General features: G+C 75.3%; 15 protein-coding genes. 6 read left to right on the top strand and 9 right to left on the bottom strand.

Translation table 11 applies throughout. From position 1 onward, the window contains the following. Positions 1 to 254 precede the first annotated feature (254 nt). The 4 genes from ACFVDM_RS02235 to ACFVDM_RS02220 all read left to right on the top strand — a co-directional run bounded on the left by ACFVDM_RS02235 (position 255) and on the right by ACFVDM_RS02220 (position 7,865). Positions 255 to 1,289, top strand: coding sequence for an AfsA-related hotdog domain-containing protein (locus ACFVDM_RS02235; protein WP_383631792.1), 1,035 nt, complete (start codon positions 255 to 257; stop codon positions 1,287 to 1,289). Positions 1,290 to 1,302: 13 nt separating this feature from the next. Beyond that, positions 1,303 to 3,738 (top strand): BTAD domain-containing putative transcriptional regulator, encoded by a 2,436-nt coding sequence (locus tag ACFVDM_RS02230; protein WP_383632141.1) that lies wholly within the window; start codon positions 1,303 to 1,305, stop codon positions 3,736 to 3,738. Positions 3,739 to 3,822: 84 nt separating this feature from the next. Next, positions 3,823 to 6,180, top strand: a complete 2,358-nt coding sequence (locus tag ACFVDM_RS02225) for an ATP-binding protein (RefSeq protein WP_383631789.1) — start codon at positions 3,823 to 3,825, stop codon at positions 6,178 to 6,180. Continuing rightward, positions 6,171 to 7,865 carry an AMP-binding protein gene (locus tag ACFVDM_RS02220; protein ID WP_383631786.1) on the top strand — a complete coding sequence of 565 codons (1,695 nt, stop codon included), beginning with the start codon at positions 6,171 to 6,173 and terminating at the stop codon, positions 7,863 to 7,865. Before ACFVDM_RS02225 ends, ACFVDM_RS02220 begins: the two co-directional genes overlap by 10 nt. Before the next feature lie 12 nt (positions 7,866 to 7,877). Here the strand turns inward: ACFVDM_RS02220 and ACFVDM_RS02215 are convergent, their stop codons facing one another. From ACFVDM_RS02215 to ACFVDM_RS02205, 3 genes are all read right to left on the bottom strand, one after another. Beyond that, complete coding sequence (locus tag ACFVDM_RS02215; protein WP_383631784.1) at positions 7,878 to 8,837, bottom strand: polyprenyl synthetase family protein; 960 nt, start codon at positions 8,835 to 8,837, stop codon at positions 7,878 to 7,880. A gap of 187 nt (positions 8,838 to 9,024) precedes the next feature. Further along, on the bottom strand, positions 9,025 to 11,727 hold the full coding sequence (locus tag ACFVDM_RS02210) for an AAA family ATPase (protein WP_383631781.1): 2,703 nt from the start codon (positions 11,725 to 11,727) through the stop codon (positions 9,025 to 9,027). Between the two features lie 145 nt (positions 11,728 to 11,872). After that, positions 11,873 to 12,715 (bottom strand): metallophosphoesterase family protein, encoded by an 843-nt coding sequence (locus tag ACFVDM_RS02205; protein WP_383631778.1) that lies wholly within the window; start codon positions 12,713 to 12,715, stop codon positions 11,873 to 11,875. 295 nt (positions 12,716 to 13,010) lie between these two features. On the opposite strand from ACFVDM_RS02205, the gene ACFVDM_RS02200 reads away from it, so the two are divergent. Continuing rightward, the gene (locus ACFVDM_RS02200) at positions 13,011 to 13,730 is read left to right on the top strand and encodes a 4'-phosphopantetheinyl transferase (protein ID WP_383631775.1); all 720 of its coding nucleotides are present in this window, start codon (positions 13,011 to 13,013) and stop codon (positions 13,728 to 13,730) included. 451 nt (positions 13,731 to 14,181) lie between these two features. After that, positions 14,182 to 15,174 carry a LuxR C-terminal-related transcriptional regulator gene (locus ACFVDM_RS02195; protein WP_383631772.1) on the top strand — a complete coding sequence of 331 codons (993 nt, stop codon included), beginning with the start codon at positions 14,182 to 14,184 and terminating at the stop codon, positions 15,172 to 15,174. A gap of 20 nt (positions 15,175 to 15,194) precedes the next feature. On the opposite strand, the gene ACFVDM_RS02190 is transcribed toward ACFVDM_RS02195, so the two are convergent. Genes ACFVDM_RS02190 through ACFVDM_RS02165 form a run of 6 tightly spaced genes read right to left on the bottom strand, consistent with a single transcriptional unit; the run spans position 15,195 to position 22,583 of the window. After that, positions 15,195 to 16,055 carry a 4'-phosphopantetheinyl transferase family protein gene (locus ACFVDM_RS02190; RefSeq protein ID WP_383631769.1) on the bottom strand — a complete coding sequence of 287 codons (861 nt, stop codon included), beginning with the start codon at positions 16,053 to 16,055 and terminating at the stop codon, positions 15,195 to 15,197. Beyond that, positions 16,052 to 16,297 (bottom strand): phosphopantetheine-binding protein, encoded by a 246-nt coding sequence (locus ACFVDM_RS02185; protein WP_383631766.1) that lies wholly within the window; start codon positions 16,295 to 16,297, stop codon positions 16,052 to 16,054. Before ACFVDM_RS02185 ends, ACFVDM_RS02190 begins: the two co-directional genes overlap by 4 nt. Continuing rightward, a complete protein-coding gene (locus ACFVDM_RS02180) occupies positions 16,294 to 18,276 on the bottom strand; it encodes an HAD-IIIC family phosphatase (RefSeq protein WP_383631763.1) in 1,983 nt (660 codons plus the stop codon). The genes ACFVDM_RS02185 and ACFVDM_RS02180 overlap by 4 nt, the downstream gene beginning before the upstream one ends. A 7-nt stretch (positions 18,277 to 18,283) precedes the next feature. Then, on the bottom strand, positions 18,284 to 19,297 hold the full coding sequence (locus ACFVDM_RS02175; protein ID WP_383631760.1) for a 3-oxoacyl-ACP synthase III family protein: 1,014 nt from the start codon (positions 19,295 to 19,297) through the stop codon (positions 18,284 to 18,286). Beyond that, positions 19,294 to 22,263: a type I polyketide synthase gene (locus ACFVDM_RS02170; RefSeq protein ID WP_383631757.1), complete on the bottom strand. Its 2,970-nt coding sequence runs from the start codon at positions 22,261 to 22,263 to the stop codon at positions 19,294 to 19,296. Before ACFVDM_RS02170 ends, ACFVDM_RS02175 begins: the two co-directional genes overlap by 4 nt. Next, entirely contained in the window at positions 22,263 to 22,583 is a 321-nt protein-coding gene (locus ACFVDM_RS02165; protein WP_383631754.1) for an acyl carrier protein, read from the bottom strand. Before ACFVDM_RS02165 ends, ACFVDM_RS02170 begins: the two co-directional genes overlap by 1 nt. Positions 22,584 to 22,588 lie beyond the last annotated feature (5 nt).

The raw sequence follows: 22,588 nt of genomic DNA, 5'->3' as shown, positions 1-22,588 counted from the left end.
CGGCGGGGCTGTCGGGAACAGCTTCGGTGCCCCACCATGGACGCGGCTTAAGCCCGCCCGGCGCACCGGGCCCCGGTCGGAGCCCTCGTCGCGCCGGTCCCGGCCCGGGACGCTGCGGCCATGGTCCGTCAGGTCCGGAGCCCGGGGGGCCGCGCTGCGCCGACACCTTCCTGCCATGCACCTTGTGGCCAGCGGCGGCGGGTGGCTGGCGCTCCGGCGGGCGCCCCACCATGGGCCGGGAGAAGGGGAGGGACATGACCGTCGACAACCGTACGAGCTCGGCTCCCGCCATCCACGGACGCGCGACCGCGGCCCCGGGGCCCGGCAGCGGTGCCCAGCACCTGATCCACCGCCCGGCCGCGCGGTCGCACCACGGCCTGGACGCGCCGAGCCCCGGTCCCGAGCACTTCACGCTCGTCGGCGAGACGCCCGTCGCCCACCCGCTCCTCAACGACGGCCCCGGCCGGTTCCACGACCTCCAGATCGCCACCGGCAGCGTCCGGGAGGTCGGCGAACTCGTCGGCCACCGCTACTTCGGCGTGCCCGACGACCGCCCCGGCCTCTTCTACCGCTTCGACCTCGACCTCACCGACCTCTCCGCCTGGCGCACCCGCCCCGGCGCGGACCGGGGTGCCGTCATGGAGACGCAGATCAGGGCCCGGCCCGCCAATGTGGTCGCCGAGGTGCCGCGCGGGCTCGACTTCCATCTCGACGTGGCGATCGACGGGCGGCCGTGCGCCACCGGTTCGGCCGGCCTGGTCTTCCTGATGCCGAAGCTGTACCGCAAGCACGTGGCGCACGCCCGGCAGGCGATGCGCGCGGTGCCGGAGCTGGGCGACGCCCCGGACGCGCCGCCGCGCCCGGCCGGCCGGGCCGAGGTGGGCCGGACCCGCGAGGACAACGTGGTGATCAGCGAACCGGTCGACGCGGCCCGCGGCCGGATCAGCACCTGGGTGCTGTCCGAGCGGATCGGGCCCGTCTTCGACGACACCGACCCCCGGCAGGCCGGTCAGTTCTCCGGACTGCATCTGCTGGAGGCACTGCGCCAGAGCTCCCTGCTGACGGCGGGACGCGCCCACGGGCTGGAGGCGGAGCGCTCCGTGCTGGCCGCCTGCCAGGTGCACTTCCGGGGCCAGGCGGAACGCGAACTGCCGCTGCGCTGCGTGGCGGTGGCCGGCCCGCTCGGCCGGGACACCGAGGGCCGGCCCAGCGTGCCGGTCACCCTGACCCTGACCCAGCAGCGCTGGGCGGTCGCCGAGGCCCGCACCTGTGTCGTCCAGGACCTCTGAGGCGGTGGACACCATGCGCTTCGGCATCCTGGGCCCGCTGGAGGCCGGCCCGTGTGCTCCCCGCGCCGCCAAACTGCGGGTGGTCCTCGGCACGCTCCTGGTCCGCGCGAACGAGGTCGTGTCCGTGGACGGCCTCATCGACGAACTGTGGCCCGACGCCCCGCCGCGCACCGCCCCGACGACCCTCCAGGTGTACGTCTCCCATCTGCGCAAGGCGCTCGGTGCCGCCGACCCGGACCACGGCCGGGAGCTGCTGGTGACCCGCCGCCCCGGCTACCTGGTGCGGCTCGCCCCCGGCGAACTCGACAGCACCGCCTTCCTCGACCTGTCGCGGCGCGGCCGTCTCGCCCTGCACGAAGGGGACTTCGCCGCCGCGGCCGACCTCCAGCGGCGGGCCCTCGCCCTGTGGCGCGGCCCGGTGCTCTCGGACGTTCCGCACGGTCCGCTGCTGGACGCCGCCGCCGTCCGCCTCGACGAGGCGCGCACCACCGCGCTCGACGAGCGGGTGCGGGCCGAACTCCGTCTCGGCATGCACCGCGAACTCGTTCCGGAACTGCACGAACTGGCCGCCGCGTACCCGTTGCGCGAGGAGTTCCACGCCCATCTGATGGTGGCGCTGTACCGGTGCGGACGGCAGGCCGAGGCCCTCTACACCTTCACCCGGCTGCGGCGGACCCTCGTCGAGGAGCTGGGCATAGAGCCGGGTCCGCGCTCCCGCAGGCTGCAACAGCTCATCCTGGAGGGCGATCCGGACCTGGCCCGCCCCGAACCGGCGCCCGCCCGCGACCGCGCGCCGGACGGGGTCCGCGAGCTGCCCGCCGCCGATCCGGCGTTCCTCGGCCGCGCCGACGAACTCGTCGCCGTGGAACGCCTGCTGCGCGCCTCGGCCGGGGCGGGCGGCGGCGTGGTCGCGGTGACCGGGATGCCGGGCGCCGGGAAGACGGCCCTGGCGGTCGAGGCCGCGCACCGGGCCGCCGACGCCTTCCCCGGCGGGCTGCGCCTGTACGTCCCGGACGGCGGCGGACGCCCGCCGCGCCCCGCCCCGGCCGGGGGCGGCCGGGCGCTGCTGCTGGTGGACGGGGTGACCTCCCAGGCCCAGGTACGGCCCCTGCTGGAGCTCGGCCACACCCTGCTGCTCACCGCCCGCCGGGTCCCCGCCGGGCTGCCCGGACTGCGCACGGTGCTCCTCGGCCCGTGGCGCCCGGAGGAGGCCTGGCAGCTGGCCCGGCTGTTCGACGCGAACGGCGGCCGGGTGACCCCCGAGGACGCGCGGGACGTCGGCGTGCTCTGCGGACTGCTGCCGCACGCCGTACGGGCCGCCGCCGCCCAGCTCGCGGCCCGGCCGCACTGGACGTCCGCCACCCTGCTCTCCCGGCTGCGCGCCGAGGACGGCCGGCTCGACGCGCTGTGCACCGGTGACATCGACGTACGGGCCGGGCTCCTCGCCGCGTACGAGGGCTGCGCGGCCGAGCGGCGCCGGGAGTTCCGGCTGCTGTCGCTGCTGCCGCCCGGCCCCTTCGACTCCGTACGGGCCGCCGCCGCCCTCGGTCTCACCCCCCGGCGGGCGCTCGCCTCCCTCGAAGCACTGGCCGACGAACGGCTCGTCGCCGTCGACCGGGACGCCTGGCACCTCCCGGAGCTGCTGCGGCTGCTCGCCGCCGAACGGCTGGCAGAGGAGGAGGACCCGGACACGGTCGCCCAGGCCGTCCGGCGGGTCTGTCTGGCCTACGCGGACGGCGCGGCGGACCCCCGGCACGGCGGCACACCGGACGCGGCCGGGCTCGTCCGACTGGTCCGCACCGCCCACGCGGCCGGGCTCTGGGCCCCGGCGGTCCGGCTCACGGACCGGCTGGCCGAGGGCGTCCCGCCGGGCGCGGGGGACGAGGAGGACTGCTACGCCCTGGCCCTGGACGCGGCACGGCGCCACGCCGACCGGTCGGCCGAGGCCCGGATGCTGCGGCTCTCCGCCGAACTCGACGCCCGCTACCGGCGTTCGGACCGGGCCCGTGAACGGTTCGTCCGCGCCCTGGAGCGGGCCCGGTCCGTCGGCGACCGCGAGGAGACCGGGCGGGCCCTGACCGGTCTGGCCGAACTCCTGCTGGACGCCGGGGCGCCCGACGAGGCCGCCGCGCTGCTCGACTCCGCCCTCGCCGCACTCGGAACGACGCGTTCCGGCCCTCCGCGGGGCCGCTACGAGGCGTCCAGGGCACGCGCCCTGGTGGCCCTCGCCCAGCACGAACCGGCCACCGCCCGGCACTTCTTCGAGGAGTGCCTGGCCCTCGCGGACGCCCTCGACGACCCCCGGCTGCGGCTCTACGCACGACGCTCGCTGCGCACCCTCGACCACCCGGACCCGGCCACCGCGTCCGGCTCCGGCGCGGTCGAGATACGCCCCGGCCTCTGGCGCATCCCGCGCGGCGGCCCGGCACCCGTGCCGTCCCCGGTGTGAGGCGGGGCCGGTGCGACGGCGGACGCGAAGTCCGGCCCCGGGCCGGAGGCAAGGCCTCGTACGAGGCCGGACGTAAGGAGAACCATGTCGGTGGCGCTCGGTCCGCACACGGACCTGATCGGCAGGGAGCGGGAGGCCGCCGCGCTGCGCGAACGGCTGCTCACCCCCTCGGTGCGGCTGGTGACGCTCACCGGGCGGGCCGGGGTGGGCAAAACCCGGCTGGCCCGCGCGACGGTGGACGCCCTCGGCGGGGCGTTCGCGCGCGTGGTGACACTCGACGCGGCGGCCCCGGACGACGCCGGACCCGGCGGGCTGACCGCGCTGGTGCGCGCCCGGACGGAGGCCCGGGGCCCGGAGGCCCTGGGCCCGGAAGACCTGAGCGGGAAAGGCCGTGGGCCGCAGACCCCCGGCCCGGAGGGCCGGACCGTGGAAGACCGGGGCGCGGAAGGCCGTGGGCCGCAGCCCCCGGGCCCGGAGGCCCCCGAGGCCGGCGGTCGTGTCCTGCTGCTGCTCGACGGCTGCGACCACGAGGCCCGGGGGCCGGCCGCCGAGGCCGTCGTCGCGCTGGCCGGTGATCCGGGCGTGGTGGTGCTGGCCACGGCCGTCGAACCGCTCGGCGTCTACGGGGAGCAGCTGCTGCCCCTGGACGCGCTGGCCGTACCGTCCGACACCGACGCGGACGCGGAGGACCTGCACGAGGTGCCCGCCGTGGCGCTGTTCGTCCGCCGCGCCCGGGACGCCGACCCCTCGTTCGCGCTGACGCTGGAGAACGGCGCGGCCGTCGCGGAGATCTGCGTACTGCTCGGCGGGCTGCCGCTGGCCCTCGAACTCGCCGCGCTGCGGCTGCGGCTGCTGCCCGCGCATCTTCTTGCGGCCCGGCTGCGCGGCCGGACGACCGTGCTGTCCGGCGGACCGGTCAACGCCCCCGCCCGGCACCGCTCGCTGGCCGCGCTCGCCGAATGGAGCTGCCGGGGCCTGGACCCGGCCGCCGAGGCGCTGCTGGGGCGGCTCTCGGCGTACGAACCGGGCTTCGGGACGTCCGCCGCCGGGCTGGAGGACGACGAGGGGCTCGAAGTCCTGCTGGACCGGGGGCTGCTGGCGGTCGTCGGGGAGGAGGCGGGCGGACTGCGGCTCGCGGTCACCGAACCCGTGCGCTCGTACGCCCGCGCCCGCACCCCGGAGGCGGACGGCGCCGACGCCCACGCCGAGCGCTACCGCCTGCTGGTCGCCGCCGCCCTGCCGGGGCTCTCCGGCACCGGCCAGGACCGGCTGCTGCGGGAGGCCGCCGCCGAGAGCGCCAATGTGCGGGCGGCGCTGCGGCGGCTGCACGAGCGGGGCGACTGCGAGGCGGCCGCGGCGATGGTGCTCGGCTGCCGGCTGCCCTGGCTGGTGCAGGGGCGGCTGCGCGAGGGCCTGGAATGGTGCGACACCGTCGCCGAGGGGCGCGGACAGCAGCTCACCGAGGCGTTGCGGGCCCGGCTCGCCGATCTCTCCGGGGTCTTCGCGCTGGAGCTGGGCGACCCGCAGGAGGCCGTGGCCCGCCACCGGCGGGCGCTGGCGATCGGCAAGGGCGTGGGCGACCGCCGGCAGAACGCCCTCGCCTCGCTGCACCTGGGCACCGCCCTGCTGCGCTCCGGCGACCCCGCCGCCGCACGCGGCGTGCTGGTCACCGCGCACAGCGCCCTGTCCACGATGGGGGTCACCGGCCCCACCGCCGAGGCGTCCGTCGCCCTCGCCGCCGCCCTGCACGCCGAGGGCGACCGGCGCCGCGCCCAGGGCATGCTGGAGCGCGCCGAGGAGACCTTCCGGAGGATCCGCGACGGCCGGGGGCTCGCCGCCGCGCTGCGCGCCGCGGCCGCGCTGGCCCTGGAGGGCGACGAGCCGGAACCGGCCGAGGCCGCGCTGCGGGAAGCGCTGCACCTCTACGAGGCCATCGGGGAACGCACCGAACTCCCTGGCCTTCTGGAGGAGTTCGCTCTGCTGCTGCTCCGCACGCAGCCCGCGCAGCGGCCCCGTGCGGTGCGGCTGCTCGCGGCGGCGGACGCGCTGCGCCAGCGGACCGGCGCACAGGTCCCGCAGGAGTGGCGGAGCCGGGCGGAGCGGGCCCGTACGGATCTGGGCGCCCGGCTGGACTGGCCGGACTTCGCCACCGCGTGGGCGGAGGGCGTACGGATGCCCGCGCCGACGGCGGTGGCCGAGGCACTGTCCTCGCCCGCGCCGTCCCGGGCCCCGGTGGCCGGGGCCGCGGCCGAGGCGCAGTCGCTCACCCCGCGCCAGGCGCAGGTCGCCCTGCTGGTCGCCGAGGGGCTGACCAACCGGCACATCGCGGCCCGGCTGGACATCTCCGAATGGACCGTCGTCAACCATGTCCGCCAGGTGATGCGGCGGCTCGGCTGCACCTCACGGGTGCAGGTGGCCGGGGCGGTGGGACGATGGGCCTGACCCGGGGTACGGGGACGGCGGAGCGCCGTCTGAAGGAACTGGCCGCGCCCGAGGAGACCGTCCGGCGGTTCCGGGCGGCCGGCTGGTGGCGGGAAACCACCTTCCTCGACGATCTGCACCGTACGGCCGCCGCCGCCCCGCACCGGCCCGCGATCGTCGCCGAGCGGGTGCTGAGCCCGGCCGGACGGGGCCGGATCACCGTGACGTACGCCCAACTGGCGCTCCATGTGGAACGGTTCGCCGCCGCCCTGGCCTCGCTCGGGGTGGCGCCGGGCGATCCGGTCGCCTTCCAGCTGCCCGACCGCTGGGAGACGGCCGCGCTCACCCTGGCGTGCTGGCGGGCCGGGGCGGTCGCCGTGCCCGTCCTGCCGACGGTGCGTGCGCACGGACTGCGCAGGATCCTGGACGGCACCCGGGCCCGGGTCTGTGTGGTCCCGGACGTCTGGGAGGGCTTCCCGCACGCCGAGGCGCTGGCGGACCTCGCCCCGGGACTGCCGTGGCTGCGCCACCGGGTGGTGCTCGGGGACGCGGCGCCCACCGGGGCCGTGGACTTCGCGGCGTACTTCCTGCGCACCGCCCACGAGCGGTCGCCCGACTGGCGCGGCGGTCGCGTCCGCCCGGTCGGGGCGGACCGGCCCGCCCTGCTGATCAGCGTGATGGGGCTGCGCGACGCGTACACCTCGGTGCTGCACACCCCCGACACCCTCTACGCCAACGTCGCCGCCCAGAACCATCCGCGCGGCCCGGGACGGCGTCCCGGCGAGGTCTTCCTCAGCACCCTGCCGCTGACCTCGCTCGCCTCCCTGATCTACACCGTCTGCTGGCCGCTGGCCGTCGGCGGTACGGGGGTGTGGCAGGACGTCTGGGACCCCGCCCGCTGCCTCGGTCTGATGGCCGACGCCGGGGTCGCCCAGGTCTACGCCGAACCCGCCTACTTCGCCGAACTGCTCACCACCCGGCGCCGGCAGCCCCGGACGACGGACCGGCTGCGGCTGGTGCTCTCCGGCGGACGCACCAGCACCCCGCGCCCGCTCGCCGACGAACTGCGGGAGGCCTTCGGCGTCCCGGTGCTCTCCGCCTGGGGGGCTCCCGAACTGGGCATGGGCGCCCTGGCCGGGGCCGACGGGCCGGCCCGGCCGCTCAGCGGGCTGGAGATGGCGGCCGGACCGGGCACCGGGCCCGCGCCGCTGCGGGTGCGCGGCCCCTCCGTCGCCCTGGCCACCTGGCGGCACGGTGCCGCCGCCCCCGTATCGACCTGGGAGGACGGCGACGGCTGGCTGGACACCGGGGACCTCGCCACGACCGACCCGGGCGGCGGGGTCCGGGTCCTGGCGCGGGCCGGGACCCGGACCGGGGCGATCTTCATGGTGCCGGTCGCCGAGGTGGAGGAGGGGCTGCTGGCCCACCCCCGGGTCGGCGAGGCCGCGGTGGTCGCCTACACCGATCCGGAACACGGCGAACTGCCCTGCGCGGTGGTCGTCCCGACCGCCTGGGACCGGCCGCCCGGCCCCGCCGAACTGCGCGAGCACCTCACCGCGCGGGGGGTGGCCGAGGCGTTCCTGCCGACCCGGCTGGAGATCGTCGGCGCGCTCCCCCGCGACGAGGACGGCCGGCTCCGCCGGGACGCGCTGCGCACCTGGCTGCTCCGCTCCCGGCCGGGCAGCCCCCGCCGGTCCCCCGGCTGATCCGGCCGGGGCTCATTCGCAGCCGGCCACCCGGCGGGCGAAGGCCCGGAGTTCGTCGCGCCAGTGCGGGGCGACCGGGGCCCCGGCCACCGCCGCGTCGGCGCGCGCCAGCAGTTCCGCGACGGTGTCCTCGGCCCGCTCGCGGGCCGAGGCGTCGAAGAAGATGTCCCGGAGGAACTGGGCGTCCCCGTCGAAGCCCGGCCCGCCGCGCAGGAAACCCCGGATCCGCCAGGCCCCGTGCAGCGCGCGGGCGTACTCCTCGTACGGCTCGCGCAGATCGTCCCGGTCCGCGAGCGCCGCGCCGATCAGCAGCGCGTGGCGCAGCCCGTACCAGCCGGCGCCGCAGCCCGCCCCGCAGTCCTCCAGGCACTGGCCGGGCCAGGCGTCGTCCAGGTACTCGGTCGCCGCCGCCGCCTCGGCGTGCGCGCCCAGGGCCCGTTCGACGCGCAGGTTCTCCCACAGCTCCCGGGCCCGGGGCGGGAGTCCGGCGGCGAAGCGGTCCCCGTACGCCGCCGCGAGGTCCCCGGCGAGGACGGCGGTGCCCTCGCCGAACCGGCGGGACTCGCCCCGCCAGCCGTTGCGTTCGTGCTCGGCGGCGTGGCTGATGTGGAGGGTGGGGATGCCCCGGCGCAGGGTGGCGTTCTGCCGGACGTCCTCGCGGATCATCAGGCAGGTGTCGAGGAGTTCCAGCGCGGCGCAGGCGTCCACCACGTCCTCGCCGTCCGGGTCGCCGCCGGCCGCGAGATAGCCGGTGAGGCAGATGACCGGATGGGCGCGTTCGGCACCGGCCTGGACGAGTTCGGCGACGCCCGCCACCAGCACCACACTGCGCGGATCGGCCGTGCGGCGGATCCGGGACTCGTCGGCGAGGAGCCGGGCGAGCCGTTCCTCGACCCGGTCGAGCACGGTGTCGCGCAGCTGTCCGGTGCGCGCGGTGCGGCCCGGCCGGTCGTGCCTGGGTGCGGTGGTCATGGGTGCCCTCCCTGGTGGGCTGCGTCCTCATGACCGACCTTCCGGGGCACCCGGCCCGCCGGGCCACCCCGGACCGCCGCCGGGCGGAGGTCCGGCGGCGGACGGGGCGGTGGAGCACCAGGTGCCTGCCATACGGGGCGGGTGCCCGCGGGGGCTTGCCATCACCTTGCTACGGGGTGTCCCACGGTCAGATGAACTCCGCGACGCCGAGGTGGAAGTCGACGGGCAGCGCCTGCCGGCCCGGGATCTCCAGCTTGCGGTAGACGCGGGTGAGGTGCTGCTCCACCGTGCTCACCGTGATGTACAGCTTCTGCGCGATCTCCCGGTTGGTGTGGCCGTGCACGGCGAGCAGCGCGACCCGCTTCTCCGACTCGCTGAGGCTCGCCACCCGGTCGGCGTGCGGGGCGTCGTCGGCCGCCGCCGAGCGCTGCGCCTCGCCGGTGTGCCCGGGGAGGATCCGTACGCACAGGGCCTCGGCACCGCACTCCTTCGCCACGTGCCAGGCCCGGCGGTTGACCATGGCGGCGCGGGCCGGTTCGCCCAGCGTCTGGAGGACCTGGCCGAAGTCGCTCATGGCACGGGCCAGTTCGTACTGGTCGCCGGAGCGGTGCAGGTCGTCCACGGCCTTGGTGAGCATCGCCTGGCGTTCCTTCGGTTCGCGCAGCAGGGCGCGCAGCCGCAGGGAGATGCCGCGCACCCAGGGGTCGTTGGCGTCCCGGGTGGTGAGCTGGTCGGCGAGGAAGCGGTCGGCCTGGTGGGTCTCGCCGAGCCGGAGCAGCGCCTCCGCCGCGTCGGACCGCCAGGGCAGCACTCTCGGCCGGTCCAGGCCCCAGCGCTTCATGTGCCGGCCGATGTCCAGGAAGTCGCCGAGCGCCGCGTGGAAACGGCTGGTCGCCAGGGCGTAGTGGCCCCGGGCCCGCAGATAGGCGAGCCCCTGCACACTGCCCGTCAGCCGCTCGGGCACCGGCCGGCTGAGCACGGCGGCCGCCGCGTCCGGGCGCCCCATGGCCGTGCGGGCCCGGACCAGGGTGGCCGTGAGCGCGCACAGCTGCACCCCGCCGCCCCGGGCGGGCACCGCGCGCAGCCCGTCCTCGGCGGTCTCGGCCGCCCCGTTCAGATCGCCCAGCCGCAGCCGGGCCTCCGCGTGGAGTCCGGCGAAGACCGCCTGCCAGCCGGTGGCGCCACGGGCGGCGGCCTGCTCGGCGAAGGTCTCGCACCAGGGCAGGGCGCGCTCGGCGCCCTCCAGGTACAGCAGGGTGCGCAGGGCCTGCACGGCCGGTTCCACCATGCCCTCGGCGAGGCTCGCCCCGCGCAGGAAGAGTTCGGCGGCGTGGGTGGCGGCCCCCTCGTCGGCCTCGGCGGGCAGGGCCCACAGGGCGGCCGGGTGCACGGGGCCGCGCCCGGTGCGGACCGCCGGGTGCGCCCCGGGCCCGCCGGCGGCGCGGCGTCCGGCGGCGCCCCATTGGGGGAAGGCGGAGAGCCCGTCGAGCGGGTCCTCGCCCGGGATGTCCCCGGGCCGGCGTTCGGCGCCCGGGTGGCGGCCCTCCCGGGACGCGAGGCGCTCCAGCACCTCGGTCGACTCGTCGATCCGGCCCTGCGCGGCCAGGGTCCGGGCCAGCGGGCCGAGGGCCCGCGCGTCGAGCCGGCCCTCGGCGAGCGCGGTCAGCGGTTCGGCGAGATGGCGTTCGGCGGCGGCCGGGTCGGTGCGGGCGGTGACGACGCCGAGCCGGACGCTCAGCTCGGCGCGGCGGGCCTCGTCCGGGCACGCCTCGCGGGCCAGGCCCAGCAGCGCGGTCGCCTCGTCGAGCGCCCCGTCGGCCGCGTGCTGGTCGGCGGCGGCGCGCAGCACGGGCAGCGCCCAGTCCTCCCCGGTGTGGCGGGCGGCGAGGAGCTGTGCGGCGACGGCGGTGTCGGGGGCGCCCGCGCCCCGGGCCAGCAGGGCCGCCTCCCGGTGGAGCGCGCGCCGGGTGTCCGGGTCCGTGCCCTCCAGGACGGCGGCGCGCGCGGCCGGATGGCAGAGGCCTCGCCCACGGGTCAGCAGCCCGGCGTCCTCCAGGGCGGCGAGCGCGCGGGCGGCGGCGGGTTCGGTGGCCCCGGCCAGCCGGGCGACGTGCGCGGCGGTGGCCAGGGGGTCGAGTACGGCGACGGCCTCGGTGAGCGCGGGGGTGGCGGGCCCGCAGCGGTGCAGACAGGCGAGCACGGCCTGGGCGTAGGCCTCGCCGGGCCGGGTGCCGGGGTCCTGGAGCAGGGCGCGCAGCAGCAGCGGGTTCCCGCCGCTGGCGCGGTGGAGGCGGGCGGCCTCGGCCTCCGCGTGTCCGGGCAGCATCGCCCGGACGTCGTCCGGGGTGAAGCGTTCCAGGCGCAGCCGGGAGAAGTGCGGCAGCCGCAGCAGTTCGGTGCGCAGCAGCGGGTCGTCGCCGTGTTCGTGCACGGACTCGGTGAGCGCGAGGAGCACCTTGGCGCCCCGGGTGCCGCGCGCGAGGTGGAGGAGCTGGCGCCCGGAGACCTCGTCGACGTGGTGGAGGTCGTCCACGCAGACGACCACGGGCGCGGTGGTGCTCAGCTCGCACACGGCGGCGGCGAACCGGCGCATGGTGCCGACCCGGCCGGCCTCGTCGGGTGACGAGGGGGGCGGCAGTGCGCCGGGCGGGGCCTCGGCGGTGAGCTGGCGCAGCACACCGAGCGGATGGCGGCGTTCCTCCGCCGTCCCCATCGCCCGCAGCACTATTCCGCCGTGTTTCTCGGCGTGTACCGCGACGGTCTCCAGGAATTCACTTTTCCCGCAGCCGACGGCCCCCTCGATGAGAAGGAGTCCTGAATTTCCTTCCCCGCATCCTTCGATCAGTTTTTCCAGAAGAGAAAGTTCTTCGGCGCGACGGAACAACACCATGAGATCCCCCAGTGCCCACGTTCCGCGCGCTCGACGAAAAAGGAACGCGAACCGGATACAGGACCGATCGAGCAGTGCTTGAGAATCCATACTGCTCCGCTCGAACCGGGGGCGGGACGGATCCCCGGTGGCCGGAACCTGCCAGTCAGCAATCCCCCGGTACGGGGAAGAGCCGGCGAGGCGCGACCCGGGTCTGCCCCCGGTGGCGCCGCTCCCGGGGGTAGCCGACCGAGACCTCCTCGAAGCGCACGCCGTCGTACCAGGTGGTGCGCGGGATGTGGAGGTGCCCGTAGACGACCGCGGCGGCCCGGAAGCGGGTGTGCCAGTCGGCCGTCAGCTCGGTGCCGCACCACTGGGCGAACTCGGGGTGGCGCAGGATCCGGGTGGGCGTGCGGACCAGCGGGAAATGGTTGACCAGAACGGTGCGCAGCTCCGGATCGCAGGCGGCGAGCCGCTGTTCGGTGGCGGCGACCCGGGCCCGGCACCAGGCCTCGCGGGTCGGGTAGGGGTCGGGGTGCAGCATGAACTCGTCGCTGCACACCACCCCTGCCTCGTAGGCCTGTTCGAGCGCCTGCTCCCGGGTGGCGGCCCCGGGGGTCCGGAAGCTGTAGTCGTACAGCAGGAAGAGGGGGGCCACGAGCAGCGGTCCGCCCGGTCCGGACCAGACCGGATACGGATCCTCGGGGGTGTGCACTCCGTAGGAGCGGCAGATTTCGACCAATCTCCGATACCGAGCGTCTCCACGCAGCGACACAGGATCATCGCGAAGTGTCCACAGATCGTGGTTTCCGGGGGCCCATATCACGGTGGCATAGCGCCGGGTGAGCAAATCGAGGACCCATCCCAGATCGTCGGGGGACTCCCCCACGTCCCCCGCGATGACCAGCCAGTCGGCGGGAGAGTCGGGATACAGCTCCTCGACGATCCGGCGGTTCTCCGGGAATGCGACATGGAGGTCGCTGATGCCCATGAGGTATCCGTGCGCCATTCCCCCAGGCTGGACGGGCCGCCGTGCGGCTAACACCCCTCCCGGACCCCAGAGTTGACGGAGTGTGACCGGATCGGTCCGGACCATAGCAGGGGCATGGCAAGGGGGCCGGCGGGCACCGGCAGGCCGTACGCAGCCGGGGCTCGGCCGGGGGCGCCGATGGCAGTGCCCTGGCAGGAAGGGCCCCCGGGGCAGCCCGTTCCCCCGCGCCGGGGCCCTTCCCGCTGGCCGGGCGGGCGGCGCCGGCGGGAGCGTGGGAGACGTCCACCCGACGCTCCGACCTGAAGGATCTGCCGTGCTCACCAAGCTCCTGCCTTCGACCGTCGCCACCGCGGAGGCCACCGCCGATCCGGCGGAGGTCTTCCTCTTCCCCGAGGAGGAGCACCTGATCCGCAACGCCGTTCCCAAGCGGAGGCTGGAGTTCGGCACCGTGCGGTGGTGCGCCCGGCGGGCGATGGGGTCGCTCGGGGTGGCGCCGGCGGCGGTTCTTCCGGGCCGGCGCGGGGTCCCGCAGTGGGCGCCCTCGGTGGTGGGGTCGATGACCCACTGCGCGGGGTTCCGGGGCGCGGCGCTCGCCCGCGGCCGGGACTTTCTCTCGGTGGGCATCGACGCGGAGCCCAACGCCCCGCTGCGGGCGGGGGTGCTGGAGTCGATCGCGCTTCCGCAGGAGGTGCGCAGAATCCGTGAACTCGCGTGGGCGGTCCCGGACATCGCCTGGGACCGGCTGCTGTTCTCCATCAAGGAGGCGGTCTACAAGACCTGGTTCCCGCTGACCGGCCAGGAACTGGACTTCACCGACGCGCTGGTGAGCGTGGACGCGGTGCAGGAGACCTTCCACGCACGGCTGGTGGCGGATCCGGACACGCTCTCCCCCGCGGGTCCCACCTCGTTCAGCGGGCGGTGGGCGGCCCGGGACGGGGTGCTGGTCAGCGCCATCGCCGTACCGGCACGGGTGCCGGCCGGGGCCGCACATGACGATGCTCCCCGCGCCTGCGTGGCGGGGAGCATGGTCTGAGTCGTCGTCGCGGCCGTCCGGGAGGGTCAGCCCCAGCGGTCGTCACCCGGCAGCACTCCGTCGGTCGTCTGGGGTCCGCTCGATACCGCGGCCGTCGTGTGCGTCATCGCTCCGGCCGGAGTCCCCTGCGACACGCCCGACATCAACTGTCCCCCCAGAACGGCCAGAAGTGCACCCACAAGCAAAGTCAAGACCACCAAAGATTCTTTACCATAAGTTGCCATTGCGACTCCCCTCGGTCGACGAATGAGACTTACGTACGTCTGGTTCACCACCCGAAATCTCCGGCTTTGGAGGCCCGGGGCGACGAGAAAAGAGTCTCGGATACTGATCATTCACGCCAAGGGCTTCCCGTTGGCGTAAAGTTACGTGGCAGCAATTACACCGACCAGTGGGGGCTGGCGTGTTCCAAGGGGAGTACGCAGATTCGGGCTTCGCCGAACTGGATGACGTGAGCGCTGCGGCCTACGGGCTCGCCGTCGAGTGCGGTCGCTTCGATCGGGAACGGATTGCCAACGACCTGTCGCTGTCGCACGACGAGGTCGCCCGGGTCGAGAGCGTCCTGTCAGGGGTCCGGCTGCTCCAGTCGGTGCCCGGCCACTCCCATCAGCTGACGCCCGTCACCCCCGACGCCGCCGCCGCCTCCCTCGTCGGCCCCGCCGAACGGCAGATCCGCGACCTCCAGCAGGCCGTCACCGAGGTCCGGGCCAAACTGATGTCGCTGACCCCCCTGTATTTCGAGGGCCGCCGGGTGCGCAATCACCTGGAGGCGTTCGACGTCATCAGCGACCCCGCCCGCATCCAGGCCCTGCTGGACCATCTCGGGCAGACCTGCAAGAGCGAACTGATCACCGTGCAACCCGGCGGCGCGCGCCCGGCCGATCTGCTCGACGACGCCCGCGCCAGCGCCCTGTCGATCCTGTCGCGCGGGGTCTGCATCCGGACCATCTACCAGCACACCGCGCGCAACGACCTGCCCACGCGTTCCTACGTCCGCGACGTCACCGCGCACGGCGCCGAGGTCAGAACCGCCGACGAAGTGATCGACCGGCTGATCATCTACGACAGGGAAGTCGCCTTCCTGCCGGAACGTTCCATCGACGAGAGCAGACCCCCCGGCGCGGCCGTGGTCCGCGAACCCACCCTCGTCGCCTTCCTCTGCTCGGTCTTCGAATACCTCTGGGAGGGCTCCTCGCCCTACGTCGTGGAGAACCAGCGCTCGCCCGCCTCCACCGACGAGCTGAAGTGGTCGATCATCCGGCTGATGACCAAGGGCTACAAGGACGAAATGGTCGCCCGCCGGCTCGGCATGTCCGTCCGCACCTGCCGGCGCCACATCGCCGAGATCACCGAGCAATTGGAGGCCACCAGCCGCTTCCAGGCCGGCTACAACGCGGCCCGCCAGGAACTGCTCAGCGGCGACGCGCCCCCGCCGCCCTACTGACGAGGGCGCCGCCGCACCCCTCATGCGCCGGTGCCCGCCTCGTCGTCCAGCGCCTCCGTGATCGCGTCCACACAATCCTGGTCGAGCATCGTCGTCACCTGGGCGTCCTGGAGCTTGCCGAAGCCCGCGTCGTACACCGCCGCGCTCACCACGTACCCGTCCTCCAGCGGGAAGGTGCGGAAGGTCCACTCCTCACCGGTGCCCGCCGTGCCGTCGGGCCGCTGCACCCGCACCGGCCGCCCGTCCGGACCGAAGCCGAACTCGGTGAACCGGAACTGCATGCCCTGCCCGATCGCCTTGCTGTACGCCTCCTTCAGCGTCCACAGCCGCACCAGCGCCCCGTTGCGCTCCGCCTCCGGCATCCCGGACAGCAGGACCGCCTCGTACGGGGTGCAGATGTGCCGGGCCAGCCCCCCGCCGTACATGTCGCGGTCGGCCCGCTCCGCGTCCACCCCGATCAGCCCGCAGGTCGTCAGCCCCACCAGCAGCAGGTCCTCGGTGTGGCTGAGGCTGATGTCGATCTGGTCGCAGCCGCGCAGATACGGGCGGCCGGTCGGCCCGTACGCCAGCTCCAGACCGGCCGGCTCGCTCGCCAGGACGGCCCCCGCCGCGTGCTTGAGCAGCATCCGCGAGGCGACGTAGCGGTTGCGCACATCGGAGTGGGTGAGGTCGAGATAGCGCGTCCAGTCCCGCCCCAGCAGCTCGCGCAGTCCGTCGCCCTCGGGCACCGCGGGCTCCAGGTCCTTCAGCCACGCGTAGACCAGCGCGCTGCCGTGGGCGGCGAGGTCCTCTCTGGCTCTGTTCCACGAATCACCTCCGGGAACCACGGCGATGGGCTCACCGAGCGGTGAGCCGAGCGTGACGTCGCCCGGGGCGGTCATCCGTACTCCTTCACGAGGGTGTGAATGTCCCGGAGGCTCCGCGCCTCCAGCAGACGGTGCACCGGCACGGAATGGCCGGACTCCTCCAGGAGGGCCAGCAGCCGGAGCAGATTGAGCGAGTCCCAGCCGGGCACGTCGGTCAGCGCGACGTCGGCCCCGGCCGGGCCCTCGACGTCCAGCCCCAGGTCCTCGCCCACCATCAGCAGGAACGCGTCGAGGCCCACCGTTTCAGCGGCGCTCATCGGGGTGCCTTTCCGGACTCGGTGACACGGATGTGGCCGGGGACCTCCGGCAGCACCGTCAGGTCGTGGCGGTACTCCGAGGCCCCCTCCCCGCGCTCCCCCGACTCGGGAAGGCCGCGGGCGACGAACCCACAGGACGGATAGAAGTCCCGGGCCCGGTGATTGCGGACGGTGGGTACGTAGCGGGCGCCCACCGAGGTCAGTCCCAGGCGCCGGGCTCTCCCCAACACTACGGCGAGGAAGGCGTGCTCGACGCCACGCCCGAGCACCCGGCAGCTCAGCCACAGGTTGTCCACGAGCCACCGCCCGCCGGACTCCGTGATCAGTGCCGCGCCGACCAGCCCGTTGTCCCCGAACCGGTCCGCGCCGCGCACCACCAGCAGCAGCCGGCCGTCCGTCGCGGTGCCGTCCACCAGCCCGGCCAGCGCCGCCTCGGCGTGGCCGCCGCCGGTCAGATTGAACTGATTGGTCCGCAGGGTGAGCTGCGAGATCCGGGCCAGCTCGTGCGGGCGCGGCGGGCCCACCTCCAGCCGGACGCCCAGCGCCGCCAGGAACCCCTCGTGCGAGGCCGCGCCCTCGCGCAGCTCCTGCCGGCGGCGGCGTGCCCGGTACTCCCCGGTCCTCGCCCGGTCCTCCTCGGTCAGGCTCAGCGTGTCGAACCAGCCGTCCGCGAGCAGCCGCGCCACATGACCGGCGGGCTCCGCGCCGTCGAGCGGCACCACGGCGACCCCGGGCAGCCCGTGGCGGACCTGCGCCCGCTCGGCCGCCGAGTCGTCCGCGAACACCAGGGCGTCGGTGCCCAGGTCCAGCTGCCGGGCGATGCCGGCGAGGTTGCCGTCCTTGGGCCGCCAGTTCGCGTTCACCGCCACGAAGTCCTTCTCCCGCAGCACCAGATCGGGATGGTCCGCCAGCACCCGCGCCACCTCCGCCTCGTCGTTCTTGCTGCTCACGGCGAGCAGCACGCCCTGCGAGGCCAGCTGGGCGACGCAGGTCTGGAAGGCCCCGAACGCCTCGCCGCGCAGGGTGCCCGCGGCGGCGATGCCGTCGGGCCCCTCCTCGGCGAGGACCCCGTCCCACAGGGTCTGGTCGAGGTCCAGCACCAGGCATTTACGGGTCCGCCCGCGCAGCACACGGGCCAGATGCGCGACCTCCCGGGCATATCCGGCGAGCAGCTCGGCCCCCAGGTGCACCTTGGCGTAGCGGGCCAGAGCGGCACTTGTGACCGGCCCGCCCGCGACGATCAGCGGGTCGAGGTCGACGACCACGGTCGAGGGCGCGCTCTCGCCGATCCGCAGCAGCCGGGCGTTGAACTCCCGCCACAGCGCCCCGAGCCGGGCCCGGGAGCGGTGGTCGACGAGCTGCCTGCTGTACGTGAGGGGCAGCGGCAGCGTGTTGAGGACCAGGGTGCCGGGCGCGGCGGCGGCCAGGGCGGCGCACCGCTCCAGGACCTCCTCGGCGGCCCCGGCCACGTCCTCGGGGCGCCAGACCCCGGGCACCTGGGAGAACACCGTCTCGGCGTCCAGGAGGCACAGGGTCAGCTCGCATCCGGCCCGGTGCAGCTCGCTCTCCGGGTCGGTCAGATCGCGCAGATACGTGCCGTGCTCGCCGACGACCGCGCGCAGGAGCATGCCGTGGCGGGCCAGTTCGCCGCGGAGCGGGTCGAGCACCTGGCCGACGGTGGACTGGCCGGTGACGCCGACCGTGACGACCGGGGTCGCCGGGTGGTGGCGCAGCACGGCCTCCGGGTCGACGCCCCCGAGCAGCCGGCCGGCCGCGGCGGCGTCCGCCCGCGCCCCGTCCGGCCCCTCGTCGGCGAGCGCGGGTGCGACCAGGTCGTACGCCTCTTCCAGGAGGCCTTGCCCGCGGAGGTCCCGGAGGCCCTGGAGGCCCTGGAGGCCCCGAGGATCCCCGAGGTCCCCGAGGTCCCGGAGGTCCCGGGGGTCCCGCGGTCCGCTCAGCCGGTCCGGTCCCGTGGTCATCGCCACCTCACACCTTCTCCAGGGCGAAACCGGCCCGGATCCACCGGCTGGACTCCACGCAGAGGGCCACCGCCCGGTCGCCCTCCTTCAGTTCGGGCAGCAGCCGGTCGAGCTGGAGGAACGGCAGCGCGTTGCCCGTGTTGCCGGTGTCCGCGACACAGTGGATCTGCCGGGCGGTGGTCGTCGGCAGCCGGTCCACGATGCGCGCGGTCATCCGCTCGGAGAGCTGGGGCGGCAGCAGGAAGGCGAGGTCGTCCAGCTCCCAGCCGAGCCCGCTCAGCAGCTCCCAGAGGATCTCCGAGGCGATCGGCGGCACATGCTCCTCGATCGCCTTGTAGTCCTCGGCCAGCATCGGCCGGTCCGAGGTGCGGTCGGTGGTGCCGTACCAGTCGAGCAGCTGGCCGGGCTTTCGGCCGCGCCCGGTCCAGGAGTTGAGGACCGAACGGACGGCGATCCGCTCGCCCTCCGGTTCGCCGGTGAGGACGGCCGCCCCGGCCCCGTCGCCGAACAGGACGTAGTTGACGAGCTCCCCGGTGGGGATCTTCGCCGTGTCCCGGTGCGGTGACAGGAAGCGGTGGGTGACGTCTCCGCCGACGACGATGCCTGCGTGCCGCCCGCCCGCGATCAGGCTGCGGCCCAGATCGAGGGCCTGCACGGCTCCGGAGCAGCCGGCCTGGATCTGGTAGACGGGCAGATGGTCCAGGCCCAGCCGGTCGGCGACCTCGGTCGCGGTGGTCGGCAGCAGCGTGTCCGGCGTCGCGGTCGCGAGCACCAGGAACTCGATGTCGGCGAGGCCGAGTCCGGAGGCCTGCACGGCCTGGGCGGCGGCCTCCGCGCAGAGATCGGCGAGCGAGCCCCGCACCTCACCGGTGACCGGGTCCCAGCCGAAGTGGCGGGTGCGGGTGCCGACGAAGAGGTCGATCCACTCCCGGCTGACGCCCAGCATCGCGCCGAGCACGGTGTTGTCCACCGGCTCACCGGGCAGGGCCGTGCCGGTCGCGGCGACATGGACGGCCGTCATGCCGACCTCGCCATGATCACGCCGTCCAGGAACTCGGCGAGCGAGCCGACCGAGCGCAGTGCGGGCAGCAGTTGCTGGACGGAGACCTCCCCGACCCTCGGCAGCCGCGCCTCCACCCGGTTCTTCAACTGCATGATCATCACCGAGTCGAAGCCCAGGTCCTCGTGGAAGCGTGCCTCGCGCACCACCCGTTCCACCGGGTAGCCGCCGACCTCGGTCACCGCCTCGACCACGGCGTCCAGTACGGCATCGTCGCCCGTTTCACGTGAAACAACGGGGTGGGGTGCCGCCTCGGGAGCGCGGGGGGCCGGGGCGCTCCGCACCGGTTCGGGCGCGACCGCCGACGGAGGCCGGTCCCAGTAGCGGTGCGCGGAGGAGAACACATAGGGGGCCAGCGCTTCGTCGGTGCCGGTGCCGGGCGCGTACAGCTCCTCCCAGACCGGGTCGAGTCCGCAGCGGTACAAGGCGGCGACCGTCTCGGCCAGCTCCCGGCCGGTGGCCTCGGGGCCCGGGACCGGGTGCAGCAGCTCCGCGCCGCGCAGCCGGCCGGCGCGCGCGGCGATCCGGCTGAGCTGCGGCTGCGGGCCGATCTCGATCAGATGGGTCGGGGCGACCGCGTCCACCAGCGCGCCGAGCGCGGCGTCGAAGAGCACGGGCTCCTCGGTCTGCCCGGCCCAGTAGGCGGCGTCCATCGGCTCCTCGTGGAGCATCCGGCCGTAGCGGGTCGAGGCCACCGGCAGCGCGGCGGGCGCGCAGCGCACCGGTTCCTTCCGCAGCCCGGCGGCGACCGGTGCCATCCCCGGGGTGTGGAAGGCGTATGGGGCGGACAGCTCCTTCGTCCGGATGCCGAGCGAGGCCAGCTCCCCGGCGATCCTCGCCAGTGCCCCGCTCGGGCCCGAAAGGACCGTGTCGGCGGGCCCGTTGAGCGCGGCGGCCACCACGTCCGGTTCGGCGGCCAGGGCCGGGGCCAGCACCTCGGGCCCGGCGGTGGCGGAGATCATGGTGCCGCCCGGGGGCAGCGCGGCCGTCAGCCGGGCCCGCCGGACCACCAGCCGGGCCCCCTCGTCCAGGTCCAGCACCCCGGCCGTCACGGCGGCGGCGTACTCGCCCAGACTGTGCCCGAGCACGGCGGCCGGGACGACACCCAGCGCGGTCAGGGTGGCGGCGAGCGCGCACTCCACGGCGAACAGGGCGGGCTGCACCAGCTCCGGCCGGTCCGTCCACTCCCCCGCGTCCGCGTACTCCGCCTCGCCCAGCAGCGCGTCGCGCACCGAGGCACCCAGATGCGCGGCCACCGCCGCGTCGGCCTCGTCGAGCCGGCGGCGGAAGGCCGGCGACTCGCGGTACAGCGCCGCCGTCATCTCCGGGTACTCACTGCCCTGCCCGGTGAAGAGGAACGCCACCACGGGCCGGCCCCACGGACGGTCCCCGGCCGCGCCCGGCACGCCCGGCGCGGGGGTCCGCCGCTCCACGGCCCGGCGCAGCCCGGCCACGAGTTCGCCGGTGTCGCGCGCGGTGAGCGCGAAACGGTGCGGCAGCCCGGTCTTGACCCGGTTGCTGGTCCGGCACAGGGCCGCCGTCCCGCCCGGGGCACGGGCCGCCACGGCGTCGGCCTGGGCCGCGAGGTTGCGGCACAGCGCCTCGGCGGTGTCGGCGGTGACGGTGAACACCCCGGCGGCCCCGGCGTCCGCGCGGGACCGGGCCGGGACGGGACGCGGCGCGCGCGGGGCGGTGGCGAGCACGGCGTGGGCGTTCGTGCCGCCCATGCCGAAGCTGCTGACCCCGGCGATGTTCTCGCCGCGCGGCAGCCGCGAGGGCGACTTCAGCAGCCGCAGTCCGCGCTCGGCGAGCCGCAGCCGGGAGTTCTCCCGCTCCGCGAAGAGGCTGGCGGGGACGATCCGGTGGTGCAGGGCCAGCGCGGTCTTGATGAACCCCGCGATCCCGGCGGCGCCCTCGGTGTGGCCCAGGTTGCCCTTGACCGAGCCGAGCGCGCAGGGCCGCTCGCGCGGAACCCCGTGCACCGAGCCGAGGGCCGCGCACTCGATGGCGTCCCCGAGCACGGTCCCGGTCCCGTGCGCCTCCACGAAGGCGACCTCGGCCGGGTCGACGCCGGCCCGCCGGTAGGCGGCGTTCAGCACGCGCTCCTGGGACCAGCGGTTGGGGGCGATCATGCCGTTGCTGCGGCCGTCCTGGTTGACGGCGCTGCCGCGCAGCACCGCGTAGATCCGGTCGCCGTCGGCGAGCGCGTCGTCCAGCCGGCGCAGCACCACGAGGCCCACGCCGTCGCTGCGGCCGATCCCGTCCGCCTCCGCGCTGAACGGCTTGCACCGCCCGTCGGCCGCGGCCAGCCCCAGCTGCCCGTAGACCAGCCCGAGCGACGGCGACAGCACCACGTTCACGCCCCCGGCCAGCGCGGTGTCGCACTCCCCGGACAGCAGCGAGTTCGCGGCCAGGTGCACGGCCACCAGCGAGGACGAGCAGGCCGTGTCGACGGCGAGGCTCGGACCGGTGAAGTCGAAGTGGTACGAGATGCGGTTGGCGGCCATCCCGGCGCTGCTGCCCGAACCGAGCAGCGGGGTGACCTGCGCCAGATCGCTCATCGTCAGCCGGCCCCACTCACCGCCCATCACCCCGACGAAGACCCCGGTGCCGCTGCCCGCGAGCCCGCCCGGCGCCCGCCCGGAGTCCTCCAGCGCGCGCCAGGCGCACGGCAGCAGCAGCCGCTGGTGCGGGTCCATGGCGGCGGCCTCGCGCGGGGTGATGGAGAAGAAGTCGCTGTCGAAGACATCGGCGTCGTCCAGAAAGCCGCCACTGTCACCGACCGCGGGGAAGTCCCGCGCATCCCAGCGCTGTCCGGGCACCGGGCCGGTGCCGGCCCGGCCGCCCATCAGCAGATCCCAGTACGCCCGCACGCCCGCCGCCCCGGGGAACGCGCAGTCGATACCGACGACGGCGATGTCCCCCATCAGCGCGGGTCCCGCGCGCTCACCGTGTCCGCCGGGGCGTCCGGCAGCACGGCCGTCAGATGGCGCACCAGCGCCGAGACGGTCGGGAAGTCCCACAGCAGGGTCGGCTCCACCTCCAGGCCGAACTCCTCCTCCAGATCGCCGCAGAGGCTGAGCGCGGCCACCGAGTCCATGCCGTACTCGGCGAGCGGCACAACCGGGTCGATGGACTCGGCCGCGCGCCGCAGGTACAGCGAGAGGCGCGCCGACAGCCACTCGTACACGCCGTCGGCCTTCGCGGTGTCGGCAGGCGCGGTGGACCGGCCGGTGGGGATGGTCATGGCGG

This window comes from Streptomyces sp. NPDC057682, from assembly GCF_042799575.1.
Lineage (GTDB): Bacteria > Actinomycetota > Actinomycetes > Streptomycetales > Streptomycetaceae > Streptomyces.
Note: the sequence above shows the minus strand (reverse complement) of the source record. Positions and strands in the feature narration are given on the sequence as shown.

Excerpts from the sequence above, each read along its gene's own strand:
- ACFVDM_RS02175 (WP_383631760.1), bottom strand. The coding sequence starts at position 19,297 with ATGACGGCCGTCCATGTCGCCGCGACCGGCACGGCCCTGCCCGGTGAG.
- ACFVDM_RS02230 (WP_383632141.1), top strand. The coding sequence starts at position 1,303 with ATGCGCTTCGGCATCCTGGGCCCGCTGGAGGCCGGCCCGTGTGCTCCC.
- ACFVDM_RS02225 (WP_383631789.1), top strand. The coding sequence starts at position 3,823 with ATGTCGGTGGCGCTCGGTCCGCACACGGACCTGATCGGCAGGGAGCGG.
- ACFVDM_RS02235 (WP_383631792.1), top strand. The coding sequence starts at position 255 with ATGACCGTCGACAACCGTACGAGCTCGGCTCCCGCCATCCACGGACGC.
- ACFVDM_RS02220 (WP_383631786.1), top strand. The coding sequence starts at position 6,171 with ATGGGCCTGACCCGGGGTACGGGGACGGCGGAGCGCCGTCTGAAGGAA.
- ACFVDM_RS02185 (WP_383631766.1), bottom strand. The coding sequence starts at position 16,297 with ATGAGCGCCGCTGAAACGGTGGGCCTCGACGCGTTCCTGCTGATGGTG.
- ACFVDM_RS02190 (WP_383631769.1), bottom strand. The coding sequence starts at position 16,055 with ATGACCGCCCCGGGCGACGTCACGCTCGGCTCACCGCTCGGTGAGCCC.
- ACFVDM_RS02165 (WP_383631754.1), bottom strand. The coding sequence starts at position 22,583 with ATGACCATCCCCACCGGCCGGTCCACCGCGCCTGCCGACACCGCGAAG.
- ACFVDM_RS02170 (WP_383631757.1), bottom strand. The coding sequence starts at position 22,263 with ATGGGGGACATCGCCGTCGTCGGTATCGACTGCGCGTTCCCCGGGGCG.
- ACFVDM_RS02210 (WP_383631781.1), bottom strand. The coding sequence starts at position 11,727 with ATGGTGTTGTTCCGTCGCGCCGAAGAACTTTCTCTTCTGGAAAAACTG.
- ACFVDM_RS02205 (WP_383631778.1), bottom strand. The coding sequence starts at position 12,715 with ATGGCGCACGGATACCTCATGGGCATCAGCGACCTCCATGTCGCATTC.
- ACFVDM_RS02180 (WP_383631763.1), bottom strand. The coding sequence starts at position 18,276 with ATGACCACGGGACCGGACCGGCTGAGCGGACCGCGGGACCCCCGGGAC.
- ACFVDM_RS02215 (WP_383631784.1), bottom strand. The coding sequence starts at position 8,837 with ATGACCACCGCACCCAGGCACGACCGGCCGGGCCGCACCGCGCGCACC.